14 protein-coding genes and 1 tRNA gene are annotated in these 19619 nt (G+C 66.0%); 7 read left to right on the forward strand and 8 right to left on the reverse strand.

The window, feature by feature from the left end:
* Positions 1 to 5: 5 nt before the first annotated feature.
* Complete coding sequence (locus GOAMR_RS16405; protein ID WP_040515595.1) at positions 6 to 1046, forward strand: YlbL family protein; 1041 nt, start codon at positions 6 to 8, stop codon at positions 1044 to 1046.
* Positions 1047 to 1178: 132 nt separating this feature from the next.
* Here the strand turns inward: GOAMR_RS16405 and GOAMR_RS16410 are convergent, their stop codons facing one another.
* Positions 1179 to 1775: a PPA1309 family protein gene (locus GOAMR_RS16410; protein WP_040515597.1), complete on the reverse strand. Its 597-nt coding sequence runs from the start codon at positions 1773 to 1775 to the stop codon at positions 1179 to 1181.
* 199 nt (positions 1776 to 1974) lie between these two features.
* Here GOAMR_RS16410 and GOAMR_RS16415 point away from each other — a divergent pair, with 199 nt between their 5' ends.
* Positions 1975 to 4956, forward strand: a complete 2982-nt coding sequence (locus GOAMR_RS16415; RefSeq protein WP_083836991.1) for a UPF0182 family protein — start codon at positions 1975 to 1977, stop codon at positions 4954 to 4956.
* A gap of 120 nt (positions 4957 to 5076) precedes the next feature.
* On the opposite strand, the gene GOAMR_RS16420 is transcribed toward GOAMR_RS16415, so the two are convergent.
* Complete coding sequence (locus GOAMR_RS16420; RefSeq protein WP_005190345.1) at positions 5077 to 5394, reverse strand: hypothetical protein; 318 nt, start codon at positions 5392 to 5394, stop codon at positions 5077 to 5079.
* Positions 5395 to 5634: 240 nt separating this feature from the next.
* Between GOAMR_RS16420 and GOAMR_RS16425 the strand changes: the two genes are divergently transcribed.
* Positions 5635 to 5711: transfer RNA gene (locus tag GOAMR_RS16425), tRNA-Met, on the forward strand.
* A 79-nt stretch (positions 5712 to 5790) separates the two neighbouring features.
* Here GOAMR_RS16425 and GOAMR_RS16430 read toward each other — a convergent pair.
* The 4 genes from GOAMR_RS16430 to GOAMR_RS16445 form a co-directional block, all read right to left on the reverse strand.
* Entirely contained in the window at positions 5791 to 6504 is a 714-nt protein-coding gene (locus tag GOAMR_RS16430; RefSeq protein ID WP_083836992.1) for a class I SAM-dependent methyltransferase, read from the reverse strand.
* Between the two features lie 151 nt (positions 6505 to 6655).
* Positions 6656 to 7027 (reverse strand): histone-like nucleoid-structuring protein Lsr2, encoded by a 372-nt coding sequence (locus GOAMR_RS16435; protein WP_005190350.1) that lies wholly within the window; start codon positions 7025 to 7027, stop codon positions 6656 to 6658.
* Between the two features lie 117 nt (positions 7028 to 7144).
* Positions 7145 to 9223, reverse strand: a complete 2079-nt coding sequence (locus tag GOAMR_RS16440) for a 3-hydroxyacyl-CoA dehydrogenase NAD-binding domain-containing protein (RefSeq protein WP_005190352.1) — start codon at positions 9221 to 9223, stop codon at positions 7145 to 7147.
* A gap of 2 nt (positions 9224 to 9225) precedes the next feature.
* Complete coding sequence (locus GOAMR_RS16445; protein WP_005190354.1) at positions 9226 to 10434, reverse strand: thiolase family protein; 1209 nt, start codon at positions 10432 to 10434, stop codon at positions 9226 to 9228.
* Positions 10435 to 10587: 153 nt separating this feature from the next.
* On the opposite strand from GOAMR_RS16445, the gene GOAMR_RS16450 reads away from it, so the two are divergent.
* The gene (locus GOAMR_RS16450) at positions 10588 to 13536 is read left to right on the forward strand and encodes a cation-translocating P-type ATPase (protein WP_005190356.1); all 2949 of its coding nucleotides are present in this window, start codon (positions 10588 to 10590) and stop codon (positions 13534 to 13536) included.
* Between the two features lie 306 nt (positions 13537 to 13842).
* Positions 13843 to 14397 (forward strand): hypothetical protein, encoded by a 555-nt coding sequence (locus GOAMR_RS16460; RefSeq protein ID WP_005190359.1) that lies wholly within the window; start codon positions 13843 to 13845, stop codon positions 14395 to 14397.
* 84 nt (positions 14398 to 14481) lie between these two features.
* Here the strand turns inward: GOAMR_RS16460 and GOAMR_RS16465 are convergent, their stop codons facing one another.
* Positions 14482 to 15207: a winged helix-turn-helix transcriptional regulator gene (locus GOAMR_RS16465; protein WP_040515608.1), complete on the reverse strand. Its 726-nt coding sequence runs from the start codon at positions 15205 to 15207 to the stop codon at positions 14482 to 14484.
* Between the two features lie 185 nt (positions 15208 to 15392).
* On the opposite strand from GOAMR_RS16465, the gene GOAMR_RS16470 reads away from it, so the two are divergent.
* Entirely contained in the window at positions 15393 to 16211 is an 819-nt protein-coding gene (locus tag GOAMR_RS16470) for a class I SAM-dependent methyltransferase (protein WP_005190364.1), read from the forward strand.
* Positions 16212 to 16364: 153 nt separating this feature from the next.
* Positions 16365 to 18248 carry a propionyl-CoA synthetase gene (locus GOAMR_RS16475; protein WP_005190367.1) on the forward strand — a complete coding sequence of 628 codons (1884 nt, stop codon included), beginning with the start codon at positions 16365 to 16367 and terminating at the stop codon, positions 18246 to 18248.
* A 137-nt stretch (positions 18249 to 18385) separates the two neighbouring features.
* On the opposite strand, the gene GOAMR_RS16480 is transcribed toward GOAMR_RS16475, so the two are convergent.
* Positions 18386 to 19609, reverse strand: coding sequence for an acyl-CoA dehydrogenase family protein (locus GOAMR_RS16480; protein WP_005190371.1), 1224 nt, complete (start codon positions 19607 to 19609; stop codon positions 18386 to 18388).
* Between the last annotated feature and the right edge of the window lie 10 nt (positions 19610 to 19619).

Genomic DNA, 19619 nt, shown 5'->3' on the forward strand with positions numbered 1-19619 from the left:
ATGAAATGAGTTTGCCGCCCGGTATTCGGCGTCTGGTCACTGTCGCGGTCACCGTGCTGACCTTCGTGGTCCTGCTGGTGGTCGGTACGTCCGTCAAGGTTCCCTATGTGGCGCTGGGGCCGGGGCCGACGGTCAACACCCTGGGCATGAACGGGGACAAGCCGGTCGTGCAGATCGAGGGCGCCCAGCTCGACAAGACGTCGGGGAACCTGAACCTCACCACGGTGTCGGTGGTCGACGGGATGAGCCTGTTCGATTCGATCGGCAAGTGGATCTCCGGTGACTACACGTTGTCGCCGCGGGACCGGGTGTTTCCGCCCGACCAGTCCCCGGAGCAGGTCCGCGAGGGCAATCTGCGCGATATGACCGACTCCGAGGACAACGCGACCCTGGCGGCGCTGGTTCATCTGAACCGGCCCACGGAACTGATCGTCGAGGAGGTCGCGCACGACGGGCCGGCCGCCGGGGTCCTGCGCAAGGACGACGTGCTGCTGAGCGTCGCCGGAACCCCGGTGAAGACGACCTCGCAGGTGCAGCAGGTGATCCGCGGATCGGCACCCGGCACCGCGGTGGCGATGGACGTGCGCCGGGGAACCGCGACCGAACACGTCAAGGTCACCCTCGGTAAGCGCCCCGACGACCCGAAACTCGGCTACCTCGGGGTCACCCCGGAGCTGCGCAACGGCGACCCGAACCTGAAGATCACCTTCAACGTCGGCGACATCGGCGGCCCGTCCGCCGGCCTGATGATGACCCTGGCCGTCATCGACAAGCTGACCCCCGGCCCGCTCAACAGCGGTAAGTTCATCGCCGGCACCGGCACCATCGATCCGGAGGGCAAGGTCGGCGAGATCGGCGGCATCACCCACAAGACGCGCGCCGCCCGCGACAAGGGCGCCACGGTGTTCCTGGTTCCCGCGGGCAACTGCGCCGAGGCCAAGGGTGACAAACCCGACGGCCTCGAACTGGTCAAGGTGAGTACCCTCGACAATGCCCTGGACTCCCTGAAGAAGCTGGGCGAAGGACAACCCCTCCCGCAGTGCTGATGCCAGGTGAGAGGCCCATGCCAGGTGGGCACGAATCGTGGTCGCGCGGTTGAATCAGGCGTAGCGCCCCCGTTCTGGAGCGACGACACGCGAGCGAGGAACGAGCCCCGCGTGTCGGAGTGAAGAACGGGGTCAAGCGGAGCCTGATTCAACCGCAAATGTTGCCGCGAGGGCGGCCACCAGATTAGGGGCCAGGTCCGGGTGCGTGAGGAGCTCGTCCTGGGTTTCGGGGTCGTCGTCCTCGGTTTCGGGTTTGAGCTGCATGAGGGCGAGGTGCTGCCCGCCGCGCAGGGCGCCGATGATGAGCCGGGCGACGCGGCTGCCGGGGTGGGCTCTGGCGGCCTCGCGGGCGGCGGCCTCGGCGGCCTCGGGGTCACCGAGGAGCGGTTCGAAGGCGGAGTCGAGGTCGGCCTCGGCCTCGGGAGGGATGACCACCACCTCGAGTGCGAGGGCGCAGCCGGCGACGGCGTCCGGCCAGGATGTGGTGCCCAGGACCTGCTCGAGCTCGGCGTAGTGGTCGTCGGAGCCGAGGGGGAGCCGATCCTGGGCGACGGGGCTGAGTTCGGAGTCATCGTCGGCGTCGATGAGGCCGGGGTTGGCCGCGGCGAGCACATGGGTGGGCACGAGCGCGAAGAGGGCGGGCGGCCGGCTCCAGCCGTCGGCGCCGACATAGGTCGCAACGTCGCGCAGTGCGCTGCCCAGGGCGTCGGGTGTCAATGCGGTACTCACCGTTACATCTTGCCCGTCCGGACCGAGTGTTGGGGGGAACGGACCAGGTCGGCTGTTGTGGGGCGTCTCACCAGTAGAGTTGGGGGCACCATGTCCAGCCCTGGGGGAGGTCGGGACGGGTGGTGGCACGCTGGTGGTCGCCGCCTGTGACTACAGTCGTGGTGAATGTCCGGATTGGGAACTTTGGAGAGTAGGTCAGGTGAGCGTTCGCGGGCCGGCGGGATTGCCGACACTGTCACGCAGGAGCAAGGTGGTGATCTGGATCGGCGTAGCCGTCCTGATTCTGCTGCTGGTGGGTCCACGCGCCGTCAGTCTGACCACTGATTGGCTCTGGTTCTCCGATATCGGGTACACGGAGGTGTTCTCGACGATCATCTGGACTCGGATCATCGTGTTCCTGGTGGCCGCGGTGCTCACGGCCGCGATCGTCTTCGCGGCGGTGGCCGTCGCCTACCGGTCGCGTTCGGTGTTCGTGCCCTCGGGGATCGGCCCGGATCCGCTGGCGCGGTACCGCACGACGGTGATGGCCCGGATCCGCTGGTTCGCGGTGCTGCCGCCGCTGTTGATCGGTGTGCTCGCCGGTCTGGTGGCGCAGGGCTCGTGGTCGACGGTCCAGGTGTTTCTCAAGGGCACCTCGTTCGGCGTGAAGGATCCCCAGTTCGGTTTGGACGTGGGCTTTTACGCGTTCGATCTGCCGTTCTGGCGGTTCCTGCTCAACCTGCTGTTCGTCATCGTGGTGGTGGCGTTCGTGGTGAACCTGGTGACGCACTATGTGTTCGGGTCGATCCGGCTCGGCGGTGGTGGTGTGGCCCCGTCGATCTCGATGGCGGCGCGGGTGCAGTTGTCGGTGCTGGCGGGGACTTTCTTGTTGCTCAAGGCCGTCGCGTATTGGCTCGACCGCTATTCGCTGCTGTCGAGTGAGCGCAAGCAGGAGACGTTCACCGGCATGAGCTACACCGACGCGAACGCGGTGCTCTCGTCCAAGCTGATCCTGATGGCGATCGCGATCATCTGTGCCGTCGCGTTTTTCGCGGGCATCGTGCTGCGTGATCTGCGGGTGCCGGCGCTGGCCACCGTGTTGATGCTGGTGTCGGCGTTGCTGATCGGGGTGGGCTGGCCGCTGGCCGTCGAGCAGTTCTCGGTGAAGCCGAACGCGGCGCAGAAGGAAGCCAAATACATCGGGCGCAATATCGCCGCCACCGAACAGGCCTATGGCATAGGCAAGGACAAGGTGACGACCAAGGACAATTGGGCGGCGAAGGATCCCGATCCCGCGGCCGTCAACAGCGACAAGGCGACGCTGTCCAATATCCGCATTCTCGACCCGAATATCGTCTCGGGCACCTACACCCAGTTGCAGCAGCGGCAGAACTTCTACGGATTCCCCTCGCAGCTGGCGATCGACCGCTACAAGGTCGACGGTGAGATGCGCGATTACGTGGTGGCGGTCCGCGAGATCGACCCGGCGCGACTGGCCGGCGATCAGGGGAACTGGCTCAACAAACACCTGACCTACACGCACGGAAACGGTTTCGTCGCGGCTCCGGCCAATACGGTCCGCAAGGCCGCGTCCGCCGACAACGCCGCGGAAGGGTCGGGTGAACCGGACTTCGTGGTCGGCGACCTGAGCAATTTCAAGACCGACGACTACAAAAAGAACTCGCCGATCAAGGTGACCGAACCGCGGATCTATTTCGGTGAGCTGATCTCGAAGGGCACGCCCGACTACGCGATCGTCGGTTCCGACGGGGCTCCCGCGCGTGAATACGACACCGACAACCTCAAGTACACCTACCAGGGTGATTCGGGTGTGTCCCTGGGCAACTGGTTCAACCGGTTCATGTATTCGGTGAAGTTCGGTGAGCGCAACTTCCTGCTGTCGAGCGAGATCAACAAGAACTCGAAGATCCTGTACAACCGCGATCCGCGGGACCGGGTCAAGAAGGCCGCGCCCTGGCTGACCGTCGACTCCAAGACCTATCCGGCGGTGATGGCGGACGGTTCGATCAAGTGGATCGTCGACGGCTACACCACGCTGGAGAACTATCCGTACGCGCAGAAAACCTCGCTGCAGGCGCTTACGACGGACGCGCAGGAACTCAACCGTGGCCAGACCGGACGCACCCAGGTCAACCGCCAGGTGTCGTATGTGCGCAACTCGGTGAAGGCCACCGTCGACGCGTACACCGGCGAGGTGAAGCTGTACCAGTTCGACGACAAGGACCCGGTGCTCAAGACCTGGATGAAGGTCTTCCCGGGCACGGTCGAGCCGCGTTCGCAGTTCGACAAGGAGGGCGATCTGCGTGATCATGTGCGGTATCCGGAGGATCTGTTCAAGATCCAGCGGACGCTGCTGGCGAAGTATCACGTGAAGGATCCGCAGGCGTTCTTCCAGGGCAGCCAGTTCTGGTCGGTGCCGGCGGACCCCACCAACGATCAGGCCGACAGGCAGGGGCTTGACCAGCCGCCGTACTACTTCGTCGCCGCAGACCCCGATGACAAGCGGGCCTCGTTCCAGCTGACGTCGGTGATGACGCGGCTGAACCGGCCGATCCTCGGTGCGTACATGACCGCATCGTCGGACCCCGACGACTACGGCAGGATCACGTTGCGCACGCTGCCGCTCAGTTCGCAGCGCGTCGGCCCGAAGCAGGCGTTCAACCCGATGAAGGCCGACGACCGGGTCAGCGAGAACCTGAAGAACCTGGAGAACACAGCGACCACCCAGTTCGGCAATCTGCTGACACTGCCGGTGGGCGACAACGGCATCCTCTACGTGATGCCGCTGTACGTGCAGGCCAAGGGCGAGGGATCGTATCCGCGGTTGTTCCGCATCGTGACGCAGTATCAGGACAAGCTCGGCAACACGGCCAGGATCGGGTACGCGGCCACCACGGCAGGTGCGCTGGCACAGGTGGGTATCGACCCGGAGAACGCGGTCAGCGTGCCGGGGGAGACCACCACGCCGACGCAGCCGACGCAACCGACGCAGGGCGGCACCACGCCGCCGGCGACGTCCGGCGGTCAGTCGGGAAGCCAGCGCGACAACGCGGTCAAGGCGATGGGCGCCGCGCTCGACGACCTGAAGTCCGCACAGCAGAACGGTGACTTCAAGGCCTACGGTGAGGCCCTGGAGAAGCTGAAGAAGGCTGTCGATCAGTACGAGAACTCGGGCGGCTGATCGTCGGGGTCACCGACACGCCGGAGTCCCCTGGTCCTTGTGGCCGGGGGACTCCGTCTTTTCCGGACCTATCTGTCCGGACCGATCTTTTCTGGCCGGGGTGCGGGTCTGATCGTGCGGTCAGTCCCGGTACTCGTGCAGGTAACGGTCCGTCTCGGTGTCGGTGTTGTCGGGAAGAAGTGGACTGTGGTGGGTCCGTCGGGTCAGCCTGACGAAGATCGTCACCGCGCTGCCGAAGGCGACCGCCGCCGCGATGCCGTACGCGGCTGCCTGGCCGCCGCTGCCGCCGGCCATGTGGACCAGCCAGAGGGCCGCGGTCACGAATCCGGCGAGGACGAGGACGAATCCGACGAAGCTCATCGGGTGGTTGCCGTGGCTTTCATGCCGGTGCGGGTAGTGCGTGGATGAAAAATGGGTGGTCGGGAAATTTGTGGTCATTGTGGCCTCCTGTCTGGGTTTCCTCCTGCTGGCCGGTCCGGTGGTGCGCATTCCAGTCTACCCCGGTGTGTCGCAGGTCACATATGCCCTAGGTCCTGGGGTCGAGGCCGGTCTCCGCCCTGGCGTGCGCGGGTATCGGGCCTGAAAAGCTCAGAAAGCGCAGGTCGTCGGTGTTGCGGAGATCACAGGATCAGCGATTTGCGCATGCGCGCGGCGTGCCTGTAACGTGGTGTTCACCAACGCGGGGTGGAGCAGCTCGGTAGCTCGCTGGGCTCATAACCCAGAGGTCGCAGGTTCAAATCCTGTCCCCGCTACCAATGAAGACCCCCACCAGGAATCACGCCGGGTGGGGGTCTTCAACTTTTCTCGGTCCCTGTTCGGGTGTGTTCTGAATGGTCAGGGTTTGCGCTGTGCGCGCAGAATCACGTCGAGCATGTGCCGCTGTCCGGAGGCCGGGGAACCGGCGGGCCGCGCTCGCGGCCGGGTCTCGTGGGTGACGATCGACCACGAATCATCGAGCAGCGCCGCGTAGTCGGCGGGCTGGACGTAGTCGCCGGGATCGATACCGTGTGCGCGGATGCCGCTCTCGTCGTGGGCCACCACCAGCAGCGTCCCGCCGGGAGTGACAGCCGCCACCAGCTTCTCGGCGACCGCGCGATGGGCCTGCGGGATGGGAAAGTAGTGGGCGCTGATGAGTGCGAAGCTCCCGGGAACCTCGTCGACGGTGAGATCGGTGTGCAGCCACCGGATTTCGTGGCGCTCATCGGGATCTGACGGCGAATCGAGCTGTGCGGCACGGTCGATGGCGACACGGGAAATGTCCACCGCCGTCACCTGCCAACCCTGGTCGGCGAGCCAGCGGGCATCGGCGCCCTCGCCGGAGCCGACATCGAGCGCAGTGCCCGGCCGCAGCGTGCCCGCCTCGTCGACGAGGGACGGATTGACCAGCGCGGTCCACAATCGGTCGGCGCTGCCGTATCGCTCGTCCCATTCCCGCGCGCTGTGCGGCGCGGCCCCGTGTTCGTGTGCCCCGTGTTCGTCTGCGCCGTGGTCATGAGCGCCGTGGTCATGAGCGCCGGGTGAATGCGGGTGGGATTGATCGTGTGACATATATCGACCTTCCCACGAGTGTGCGCCGGTGACAAAGATGCGCCGGCGACAGACCGGCGGTCGGGGACCGGAAACGACGACGGCTGCGGTCGATACCAGGAATTCCGGTACGGACCGCAGCCGTGCATGACAGGGGGCTGAAAAGGAAAGGTCAGTGAGCTGCTTCGTAGGCCTCGATCACCTCACGGGCGATCCGGCCACGCGGGGAGACACTGAAACCGTTCTCGGTGGCCCACTCGCGGATATCTGAGGTGTTGGAGCTTCCGCCGCGTGCCGGGGCGCTCGGCGCGGCCACCGCGCCGCGACCGACGGTCGAACGCTTACGGCCACCGACACGGGTGGACGAGTCCAGAAGCTTTGCCACCGTAACCTTGCCATTCTCGATTTTGTCGAGGTTGGCACCGGAAACGTCCAGCTGGTATTCGACACCCAGCCACGTCCACGAAATGGTGTGCTGATCGTCGGGATCGAGTTCCTTGCCGTCGAGGTCGTCAACAAAGGTGACGGTCTGAATCTTTGCCATGCCCTACACGGTAACCGAACAACCACAGATTATGCGAGAACCGTCTCCAAATGTTAATGAAATAGCCCCGGCGCACCGATAGTGGCGGCCGGGGCCATCGGGGTCATCCGGGATGACTCAGTGGAACTTGCGTCCCGTCACCTTCTCCGAAATCCCTTCTCGGTCAAGCAGTTGCGTGATTCCACCATTCCAGAACTGGAAACCCGCACCGGTGATCATCGCCAGGTCGATATCCTCCGGTGCCGACGCGACACCCTCGTCGAGCATGCGCCGGATTTCGTCGGCGAGGCCGTCGAGGGTGATGTTGCGCACCTCTTGTGGTGTCAACTGCTTGTCGCCGACGGTGAGGAGAGCCTCCACCTCGGGGTCGAGCTTTCCGTCCGGGCCGTAGAAAGAACGTTTGCCCGCTTCGACCACCTTGTGCAGATTCTCCGACAGGTAGAACCGCTCGGGGAACGCCTTGGTCAGCGTTTCGTTGTTGTGGTAGGCGATCGCCGGACCCACGAGGGCGATCAGAACGTACGGCGGCATCGGCGCAACACCGGCAAATGCCGAATCCACGACAGAAACAGGTGTTCCCTCGTCAGCGATACGTCCGACCTCGCCCATGAACCGGCCGAGCAGCCTGTTGACGATGAAGGACGGTGAATCCTTGACCAGGATGGTGGTTTTACCCAGCTTCTTTCCGGTCGCGAAAGCCGTCGCCAGCGCCGCGTCGGAGGTGTGCTCGCCCTTGATGACCTCCAGCAGTGGCATCACCGCCACCGGATTGAAGAAGTGGAATCCCACCACCCGGTCGGGGTTCTTCAGCTTGGAGGCCATTTCAGTGATCGACAACGACGAGGTGTTGGTTGCGAAGATCGCGGTCTCCGGCGCCACCAGTTCGGCATTGTGGAAAACGGTCTGCTTGACGCCCATTTCCTCGAAGACCGCTTCGATGATGAAGTCGGCGTCGCCGAATGCCTTCTGGTAGTCGACCTCGCCGCTCACCAGCGCCTTGAGCCGGTTCGTGGCGTCCTGGCCGGCCCGGCCGGCGGCCAGTTTCTTGTCGAGTTCGGCGTGCACATAGGCCACACCCTTGTCGGCGCGTTCCTGGTCGAGATCCACCAGCACCACAGGAACTTTGAGCTTCTGCACGAACAGCAGGGCGAACTGCGAGGCCATCAGGCCGGCGCCGATGATGCCGACCTTGGTGACCTTCTGCGCCAGATTCTTGTCGGGTGCCCCGGCGGGACGCTTGGCGCGCTTTTGCACCAGGTCGAACGAATACAGTGACGCGACCAGCTCCGGCGTCTGAGACAGCGCGACCAGCGCGTCGTCCTCGGCGGCGAAAGCCTCGTCCGGAGTGGCGGTTTTGGCCAGCGTCAGCAGTTCGATCGCCTTGGCCGCGGAGGGGGAGGCGCCGCTGGTCTTGCCGGCGACAAAGGCCGCGGACTTGGCGACGGCATCGTCCCAGGCCTGGCCGCGGTCGATCTCGGGGCGGGCCACGGTGATCTCACCGGTGAGCACCTTGTCGGCCCACACCAGCGACTGCTCCAGGTAGTCGGCGCCGTTGAACGCGACGTCGGCGATACCCAGATCCCGCACCTGCAGGCCCTTGATGACCTTGCCGTTGTTGAGCGGATTCTCGATGAACGCCTTGGCGGCGTTCGCAGGCCCGATCAGGTTGGGCAGCAGGTAACTTCCGCCCCAGCCGGGGATCAGGCCCAGCATCACCTCGGGCAGACCGACCGCCGGCACCGAGTCGATGACCGTGCGGTAGTCGGCGTGCAGCGCCACCTCCAGGCCACCGCCGAGCGCCAGGCCGTTGATGAAGCCGAAAGAAGGCTTGGCTCCACGGATCTTGCGGAACACCGCATGACCGAGTTCGGCGATCGTGCGGATGCCTTCCGCACCGCCCGAACGCAGCGAGGTCAGGTCGGCGCCCGCGGCCAGGATGAACTGCTTACCGGTGACCGCGATCGCCTCGATCTCGTCGTCGGCGAGGGCGGCGTCGTAGGCGGTGTTCAGCGCCACCAGCGACTTGGGCCCGAACGTGTTGGGGCGGGTGTGGTCCAGGCCGTTGTCGAGGGTGACCAGGCCCAGCACCTTGCCCGAGGCCAGGGTGACCTTGCGCAGGTAGGCGGCGGTGACCACCTCGTCGTCGCTGAAGTACTGCTCGACATCGGCGAGCAGGGTTTCGATGGGGGTGCTCATGATCAGGCCGCGCCCTTCTTCTCGCCGTTCCAGTTGGGGTTCTCCCAGATGACAGTGCCGCCCATGCCCAGACCCACGCACATCGTGGTGATGCCGTAGCGGATCGACGGATCCTCCTCGAACTGCCGGGCCAGCTGAATCATCAGCCGCACACCCGACGACGCGAGCGGATGACCGAACGCGATGGCGCCGCCGTACGGGTTTACGCGGTCGTCGTTCTGGTCGATGCCGTAGTGATCGAGGAAGGCGAGCACCTGCACGGCGAACGCCTCGTTGATCTCGAAGGCGTCGATGTCGTCGATGGTCAGCCCGGCCTTGGCCAGGGCCTTCTCCGTCGACGGGATCGGGCCGACGGCCATCACCTCGGGTGCCACACCCGCGAACGCGTAGGTGACCAGCTTCATCTTGATGGGCAGGCCCAGTTCGTTGGCGGCGTCCTCGGAGGCCAGCAGGGCGGCGGTGGCGCCGTCGTTGATGCCCGCGGCGTTGCCCGCGGTGACCCGGCCGTGCGGACGGAACGGGGTTTTGAGCCCCGCCAGATCATCGACGGTGGTGCCCGGGCGCATCGGCTCGTCGGTGGTGGCCAGACCGAAGCCCAGTTCGGCCGAACGGGTGGCGACGGGCACCAGGGCGGGCTGGATCTTGCCGTCGGCGTAGGCCTTGGCGGCCAGATCCTGCGAGCGCACCGCGTAGGCGTCGGTCCGTTCCTTGGTGATGGCCGGGTAGCGGTCGTGCACATTCTCGGCGGTGTTGCCCATGACCAGCGCCGACGGATCGACGAGGCGCTCGGACACGATCCGCGGGTTGGGGTCGACGCCCTCGCCCATCGGGTGCCGGCCCATGTGCTCGACGCCGCCTGCGATGGCGACGTCGTAGGCGCCGAAGGCGATGGAGCCGGCGGTGGTGGTGACGGCGGTCATCGCGCCCGCGCACATGCGGTCGATGGCGTAGCCGGGGACGGACTCGGGCAGCCCGGCCAGGATGGCGGCGGTGCGGCCGATGGTCAGGCCCTGGTCGCCGGTCTGGGTGGTGGCGGCGATGGCCACCTCGTCGATCCGCTCCGGCGGGAGTTCGGGGTGGCGGCGGACGAGTTCACGGATCAGTTTGACGACCAGGTCGTCGGCGCGGGTTTCGGCGTACTGGCCCTTGGCCTTACCGAATGGTGTGCGAACGCCGTCGACAAAGACGACCTCGCGCAATGGGCGTGTCAACAGACTCTCCTCTGCGTCGAGTGAAGGTGGAGATATGGGTTGCGCGGCGGGATTTCCCGCTCGGCGCAGGCAATGTTACTCGCTGGTAGCTTGTTGGGTTGTCCGGATCGGTTTATCCGATGGGACCGTTTGTCGCCCCATAGACTTCGCTGTGTGGAAACAACCGGCGAGACGGCCGATGCCCACGTACGGGCACGGCAAGCGACACCCGCCTATCAGCTCGATATCGACGCCGTCCTCTCGGCGTGTGACACATCTGCCGGTGGGCTGACTTCCGCGGAGGCCGACCGCAGGCTGGCCGAATGTGGTCCCAACGGCATTGTCGCCCAACATAAACGCTCACCGGTGCGGGAGTACCTGGGGCAGTTCGCCGACCCGATGATCATCCTGCTGCTGGTCAGTGGGGCCGTGTCGGCCTATCTCGGTGAGCCGGGAACGGCGATCGTCCTGGTGCTGCTGGTCCTGTTCAATACCGCGATCGGATTCGCCCAGGAGTTCCGTGCCGAGAAATCACTGGAGGCGCTGGAGAACCTTCTCGAACCGACCTGTGAGGTGATCCGGGATGGGAGTCAATTGTCGGTTGATTCATCCCGGGTGGTGCCCGGTGATGTGGTCGTTCTCGACGAGGGTGGAGCGGTTCCGGCCGATGTGCGGCTGATCTGGGCGGAGGCGTTCAGCACCAACGACTTCGCGCTGACCGGCGAGAGCGTTCCGGCGACGAAGTTCCTGCATCCGATCTCCGGGACGGTGCCCGTCGCGAAACGGCACAACCTAGCCTACGCGGGTACCACGGTGGCCACCGGGCAGGCCCGCGGCGTGGTGATCGCGACCGCCGGCGACACCGAAATCGGCCGGATCGCCGCGCTGAGCCAGTCCGTGCCGGATACCCGCAGCCCGCTGCAACGCGAGATCGGTCATCTGGCCCGCACCCTGACCTCGGCGATTCTCGTGATCGCCGTCATCCTGCTGATCGTCGCGATGGCCGCCGACATGGCGTTCAAGGAGGCGATGCTGTTCGCGGTCGGGGTGGCCGGGGCGCTGATCCCGCAGGGGCTTCCCGCCGAGGTCAACACCGCGCTCGCGCAGGCGGCGTCGACGCTGGCGAAGGCGAAGGCACTGGTCAAGCGGTTGTCGGCGGTGGAGACGCTCGGTGCCACCGCGGTGATCTGCACCGACAAGACGGGCACGCTGACCAAGAACGAGATGACCGTCATCGAGTACCGGGCGCTGGGGGAGCCGGGAACCGTGTCGGGCACGGGATATGCCCCCGAAGGCGAGTTGCTCATCGACGGCAGCGCCGTGACCGCGGACCGGTCGCGGGCGTGGCGGGACTGGTTTCTGGCGATGGCGCTGCCCAATTCGGCAGGGCTGCACCGCCCCGATTCCCAGCACCCCGACTGGTATGTGACCGGCGATCCCACCGAGGGCGCCCTGCTCACGCTCGTGGCCAAGGCCGGACTCGACCGCGACCGGATGCTGTCGGAGTACCGGTACATCCGGGAACTGCCGTTTGATTCGGCACGCAAGCTGATGACCGCGATCCGGGAGCACGACGGGCGCACCGTCGCCTACACCAAAGGGGCACCCGAGAGCGTGCTGGCCGCCTGCACCCACATCCGGGACGCCGACGGGGTGCGCCCGCTCACCGACGACGACCGGGCCGAATTCTCCTCGCACATCGCCGGACTCGCCGGCCGGGCGCTGCGCAACCTGGCGCTGGCGGTCCGCGAACTCGACGACGACACGCGCGTGCGTGTGCATTCGGACGGTCCGGCGGCCGATCACGCGGTGATGGCCGCGGTCGAACGGCACATGACACTGCTGGGCACGGTGTCGATGATCGACCCCGTCCGCGACCAGGTTCCGGACGCGATGGCCGCCGCGCGCGGCGCCCACATCAACGTCAACATCCTCACCGGCGACGCAGCCACCACCGCCTCGGCCATCGCCACCCGCGCCGGCCTGGGCGAACCCGCTGAACTGACCACGATCTCGGCCGACGATTTCGACGCCATGAGCGACGACGAGATCGTGCGGCACGCGCTGTCGGGGAGCACCGTGTTCGCCCGGGTCGCTCCCGAGGACAAGATGCGGATCGTCGACCTGGTCAAGAAGTCGGGCAACGTGGTGGCTGTCACCGGCGACGGCGTCAATGACGCACCCGCCCTCAAACACGCCGACATCGGTGTGGCGATGGGTCGTTCGGGCACCGATGTGGCCAAACAGTCGGCGGAGATGATCCTGCTCGACGACAGTTTCGCCACACTGGTGCGGGCGGTCAGCCTGGGCCGCACCGTGTACGCGAACATCACCAAGGGCGTGCTGTCGTGCCTGACCTCGAACGCCGCCGAACTCGTCGTCAACCTCGTGTCGCTGGTGCTCTCGATCGTGGCCGGGGTTCCGTTGGCGATCAACGTGTTACAGATCCTCGCCATAGACATCCTCGGTGAGCTGTTCCCGATCGCGGCGATCGGCACCGACCGGCAGGAGGGTGAGCTGATGCGCCGCGCGCCGCGCGATCCGCGCAGCCACATACTCAATGCGCGGGCGGTCGCTGACCTCGCCTGGTGCGGGCTGGTCGTCGGTGCCATCACCATGGGCAACTATCTGCTGTTCTACGGCCGGCACGGCGTCAACCCCTTCGCCGGCGACGTGCCCGACGATGTGGTGTGGCAGGCCACCACGGTGACCTATGTGTCGATCCTGTTGTGCCAGTTGGTCAATATCATTCAGCGCCGCAGCATTCACGGATTCTTCACCCGCTACCAATTCCACAACGCGCAATTCTGGTGGGCGATGGGCGCCGGCATCGCGATCATGCTCGTCATCGTCTACGTGCCCGTGGTGGCCGACTTCTTCCAGTGCGGCCCGCTCGACGCCGTCGACTGGTTGTTCGTCCTCGGCGGTGCGGTGATCTTCCTGGCCGTGCGTGAAGCCCAGCGGATCGTCTTCCCCGCCGTCCGGTCACAGCCTGTGGACAGGTCACCCATCCGGAGATCCCGCCACGAATCCGCGAATTGGGGGAGTTACGAACGATTCTCGGTGGGCTTGACGTATTCGCCGCAGGCCCCGGATTTGTGTTGGCCGAGAGAAGGCACCTGACGGCGTCCGACGGAATCACACTCGCGGAGCGTTGGCGGTTCGAGCCGCCGGACGACGAATGGTTCAGGTTCTACTTCCGGCCCAGACTTGTGGTGGCGAAAAAGTCGGGCGTTCTCGGCTCGTTCGTGTGGGCGGCATGGGGTGATCGTCAGGTGTGGCTCGACGTGTGGACCGGAAAGGTTGTCGAGTCCGGTCGCTTCGAGAGCGATTTCTCGCTCGACTGCAGCTCGGATTGGGACGTTATCACGGTCGAATCGGTGGAAGTAGCTGCGGGATCTTGATTCCGGTCGCGACGACCGTAGGACCGTGCGCATCCGTGACGTTCGTACCGGGGAGGTCACCGACCATGTTTCGGCGTGGAGTGCGGCGAGTCAGCCGGTACCCGTCGGTAAAGGCCGGTTCGCATTTTCCGGTATCAACGGTGATCGTCACGCCATTGTGGTCATGCGGACTGATGGCACCGAGGAAGCCATCCGGCCGATCTCGACCGAAGGCCGTACGTGGTACCGGTGGCAACCGGCAACTCTTACCGAGTTCGGAAACGGGATTGTCTCGGTGCTCTCGATCGGTGACAGCTTTCGTCAATTGCGTATCGAATACCACAACCTGGCCGATGGATCCGCTGTTCGTACCCAGCTCGATACCGGGGGCTTTATCAGGCCGACATACGCGATCCAGGTTGGGGACAAGGTCGCGGTGGGTGGGCTCGACACGTTGCTCGTCATTGATCCCGTTGCCGGACGCGTGGTGCGCGCCACACCTGACATCTGTTTGCATGTGGACAGATTCGTCTCAGTTCCGGGTGCGCTGCTGATGAAGTGCCAAGGGGCATGGCTGGTCTACGGCGCCAAGGAGCGGTGACCGGAAAACATCGCGCGAGCCCGGTCCTTTGGTCGGTGTCGCATCTGTCCACCGCGCTGCTCCTCGTGAGTCGTGTTGATCGTTTCACAACGGTTGCTCGTCAGACGAAGCAAATGTCAACTGCTCGATTGACGACCGCCCTGGCCGTGGTGTGGCCGCCGAGATTCCCTGACCGATCCACGCCGGCAACTCACGGCGCACCACCGGATCGGCGCGGATCGTCAATCGATCGGTGTGAAGTGCTGTGGCCCAGTCGATGTCGCCGCGCCACACCTCGATGAGGGTGCGCAGGTCGGTGTCGACACGGGCGGTCAGGTCGTAGCCCGGGTCGAAATCGCACACCTCGACGGTGCCCGAGTTGACCACCAGCCACCAGCGGGCGGCCTTGCCCGTGATGTCGCCGAAACCGAACTCCACCATGGTGCGTGTGCGGGGCCAGCTCTCGACGCTGATGGTGCGGCGCATATCCCACATGAGCAGGTGGGGGTCGAGATCGACGTCGCCGAGTTCACCGACCCAGCGCGTGCCCCACCGGCTCAGCGCCTCCACCACCTCGAACAGTTCCAGCCCCATCTCGGTGAGGATGTAGCGGGAGCGGCCGTCGACCTCGTCGCGGGTGAGCACCCCCGCCCGTTCGAGGCCACGCAACCGTTTGGTGAGCAGCGCGGGCGACATGCGCGGCACGCCGCGGCGGATCTCGTTGAAATGGCGGCTGCCGAGCAGGAGTTCGCGGACAATGAGGATCGTCCAGCGCTCGTCGAGTACCTCCATCGCCTTGGCGACGGGGCAGAATTGGCCGTATCCAGCCATCGTGTGAAGCACCCTTCGTTCTTCTTGTTCGCCGCTGAGATCAAGTAGACGCTGCCCGGTCGGCAAGCGCCAGTACATTTTGTGAACCGCGGCCGCTACAGATCGTGGTCTGGCCCGGCCGGCGGCCGCCGGGCGACCCTGGGATGTGTGGAAATCCGTTCCACCCCTAGGAAAGTGACGTACCCATGACTGTCTCCACCGACACCGCCGACCGCGAGATCAAGGCCCGCCACCGGGCACTGTGGGCATCGGGCGACTACCCGTCCGTCGCCGACGTCATCGCGCCCCTCGGCAGCAGGCTCGTCGACGCCGCCGGTATCCGTGCGGGCGAAGCCGTCCTCGACGTGGCCGCCGGCGCGGGCAATGTCGCGATCCCGGCCGCACGCACCGGCGCGAACGTCATCGCGACCGACCTGACGCCCGAACTGCTCGACGTGGGCCGCCATCTCGCCGCTCCCGAACACCTCGACATCACCTGGCAGACCGCCGACGTCGAGGCACTCCCGATGCCCAACGCGGCTTTCGACGTGGTGACCTCGTGCGTCGGGGTGATGTTCGCGCCATTCCACCAGCGTGGTGCCGACGAGATCGCGCGGGTCTGCCGATCCGGCGGCCGCATCGGGCTGATCAACTGGACACCAACAGGTTTCATCGGCGAACTGTTCACCGTGATGAAGCCGTACGCGCCCGCCCCGCCGCCCGGGGCGTCGGCACCCGTCCTCTGGGGCGATCCCGATCATGTGCGCACGCTGTTCGGCACCACGATCACCGATGCCGAGTTCGCCACCGAGAAGCTCGTCGTCGACAGGTTCGAGACCGGCGCCGAGTTCCGGGACTTCTTCAAGGACACCTACGGCCCGACCATCGCCGCCTTCCGCAACATCGCCGCAAACCGCGGCCGCGTCGCCGAACTCGACGCCGCGATGGCCGGTCTCGCCGACCGCTACCTGGCCGGCGGCGTCATGGAATGGGAGTACTCGCTGATGACCGCGCACGTCCGGTAGCGCTGGTGAGGCCCGCCGCTCGTCGCTCCCAGGCGACCGATCGGCGCATCGTCACCGATGCAGCCCTACCGCAATGTGGCTGGCTATAGAGTTTGGGAGAAAGTGTGACGTAGGTCGCGACACGGTGGTCGCGGGTGAGAAGGAGGCCCCCCAATGGGTAAGTACGCCGACGCATTCGATCGCAGTATCTCGGACCGGGAGGCCTTCTGGCTCGAAGCCGCACAGGGCGTCGACTGGGTCACGCCGCCGACCAGGGCACTCGATGACTCGAACGCGCCGCTGTACCGCTGGTTCCCCGGCGGCGAGCTCAACACCTCGGTAAACGCCCTCGACCGGCACGTCGCTGCGGGGCGTGGCGACCAGGCCGCGCTCATCTGGGATTCGGCGATGGTCGGCACGGTGCGCACCTACACCTACTCGCAGTTGCTCGATGAGGTGTCGCGGTTCGCCGGGGTGCTGTCCGCGCAGGGCGTCACCAAGGGCGACCGGGTCATCGTCTACATGCCGATGATCCCGGAGGCCGCGATCGCGATGCTGGCGTGCGCGCGCATCGGTGCCGTCCACTCCGTCGTGTTCGGTGGATTCGCCGCTCCCGAACTCGCCACCCGCATTGACGACGCGCAGCCCGTCGCCCTCGTCACCGCGTCGGGCGGTATCGAGCCGGGCCGCAATATCGAATACCTGCCGATGGCGGCCAAGGCCATCGAGCTCTCGGAGTTCCCGCCCACGACCGTCATCGTCAAAGACCGCGAGCAGGTGGCCGGTTCGGCCGCCGACTTCGACGGCTGGCTCGACTGGGACGCCGAGATGGCCGTCGCCGCACCGGCCGACGCGGTCACCGTCGCCGCCACCGACCCGCTGTACGTGCTGTATACCTCCGGAACCACCGGCAAGCCGAAGGGCGTGGTCCGCGACAACGGCGGCCACGCGGTGGCGATGACCTGGTCGATGGGCAACGTCTATGACATCAAGGCCGGAGACGTGTTCTGGGCGGCCTCCGACGTCGGCTGGGTCGTCGGGCACAGCTACATCGTGTACGCGCCGCTGCTGTCGGGTGCCACCACGGTGATGTACGAGGGCAAGCCCGTCGGCACCCCCGATGCGGGTGCGTTCTGGCGGGTCGTCGCCGACCACAAGGTGAGCGCCCTGTTCACCGCACCCACCGCCATCCGGGCCATCCGCAAGGCCGACCCGGAGGCGGCTGAACTCGCCAAGTACGACGTGTCGACGATGCACACGCTCTTCGCGGCCGGCGAGCGCCTCGACCCCGACACCTACGAGTGGGCCACCGAGGTCCTCGGGGTGCCCGTCGTCGACCACTGGTGGCAGACTGAGACCGGCTGGGCCATCGCCGCCAACCTGCGCGGCCTCGAGCCGATGCCGCTCAAGGCCGGCTCGCCCACTGTCCGCGTGCCCGGCTATCAGGTGGAGATACTCGACGCGGGCGGCGCCCAGGTCACCGACGGCAGCGAGGGCAACATCGTCATCAAGCTGCCACTCCCGCCGGGCACCCTGGCCGGTCTGTGGCGTGACGACGACCGGTACCGCACCTCGTACCTGTCGGCGTTCGACGGCTACTACCTGACCGGCGACTCCGGCTACATCGACGCCGACGGCTACGTCTTTGTGCTCGGCCGCTCCGACGACGTCATCAACGTGGCGGGTCACCGGCTGTCCACGGGCGGTATCGAGGCCGTCGTCGCCTCGCATCCGGCGGTCGCCGAATGTGCCGTCATCGGTATCCACGACGACCTCAAGGGCCAGCGCCCGAGCGGCTACGTGGTGCTCAAATCGGGTGTTGAGATCGAACCCGACACCCTGCGGTCGGAGCTGGTGAAGATGGTGCGCGACGAGATCGGCGCCGTCGCCACGTTCCGCGACGTGACCGTCGTGGCCGCGCTGCCCAAGACGCGGTCGGGCAAGATCCTGCGCAAGACGATGCGGCAGATCGCCGACAACGAGGAGTACACGGTGCCCTCGACCATCGAGGACCGTTCGGTGCTCGACGCGCTCGCCGAACAGCTCGGCGGCAAGTAGCCCACTTTCTTGCTGGTTGAGGCGTGAGGAGCGCAAGCGACGAGCCTCGAAACCCGGTGAGACGACATTGTCATCTCACGAGGTTTCGAGGCTCATCGCCTAGCGGCTCTTCGCACCTCAACCAGCAGTGAAGGTGATCACTTCAGTTCGGCGCTGCTCTTGCCGAGTACGCGGCGGGCGATGATCAGATTCTGGATCTGCTGGGTGCCCTCGAAGATGTCGAGGATCTTCGAGTCGCGGGCCCATTTCTCGATCAGCAGCCGCTCGGAGTAGCCCAGCGTGCCGGTCAATTCCACCGTCTTGTTGGTGATGTCGGTGACGGTGCGTCCGGCCTTCGCCTTCGACATCGACGCCTCGGTGGAGTTGGGGATCTTGTTGTCGGCCATCCAGGTGGCGCGCATCGTCATCAGGTAGGCGGCCTCGAAATCGGCTTCCATCCGGATGAATTCGGCCGCGGCGGCATGCTGGTCGGCTGCCGGACGGTCGTAGTCGATCTCGACGCCGGCCTCTTCGAGGATGCGGCGCAGCTCTTCCAGGGCCGCCCGCGCCAGACCGACGGCCATACCGGCCACCAGCGGACGGGTGTTGTCGAAGGTCTGCATGACCCCGCCGAAGCCCTTCTTGACATCCACCTCGGGGGAGCCGAGCAGGTTGTCCTTGGAGATACGGCAGTTGTCGAAACGGATGACCGCGGTGTCCGAGGCCTTGATGCCGAGCTTGTGCTCGAGGCGCACGATCTCCACGCCCGGATGCTCACGCGGCACCACGAACGACTTGATCGCCGCGCGGCCCAGGCTCTTGTCGACGGTCGCCCACACCACGATGTGGGTGGCGCGCGAACCGGAGGTGACGAAGATCTTCTCGCCGTTGATGACGTAGTCGTCGCCGTCGCGGGTGGCGGTGGTGGTCACCGCCGCCGAGTCCGAGCCGAAGCTCGGTTCGGTGATGGCCATCGCGGCCCACACCTTGCCGAACTTCTTGAGCTGCTCGTCGGTGGCCACTGCGGCGATCGCCGAGTTGCCCAGACCCTGGTACGGCATCGACAGCATCAGGCCGACGTCGCCCCACGAGGTCTCCATGACGTTGAGCACCGACTGCATGTTGCCGCCGTTGACCACTTCGCCTTCGGCCTTCGGCTTCTTCTTGGCGGCCTGGCTGCGGCCACCGTCGGCGCCGGCACCGGCCTGGCCGGTCTCAGCGAGGCCGTCGTACAGGCTGGCCAGGGTGTCGAGCTCGACCGGGTAGGCGTGCTCGGCCAGGTCGTACTTGCGCGAGACGGGACGGAAGATCTCCGCGGCCGCCTGATGCGCCTGGTCGATGGTGGTGTGCAGCTTCTTGGGAAGCTCAAGGTTGATAGCCATGAGTGTTCTC

The sequence above is a fragment of the Gordonia amarae NBRC 15530 genome (genome assembly GCF_000241345.1).
Taxonomy (GTDB): domain Bacteria; phylum Actinomycetota; class Actinomycetes; order Mycobacteriales; family Mycobacteriaceae; genus Gordonia; species Gordonia amarae.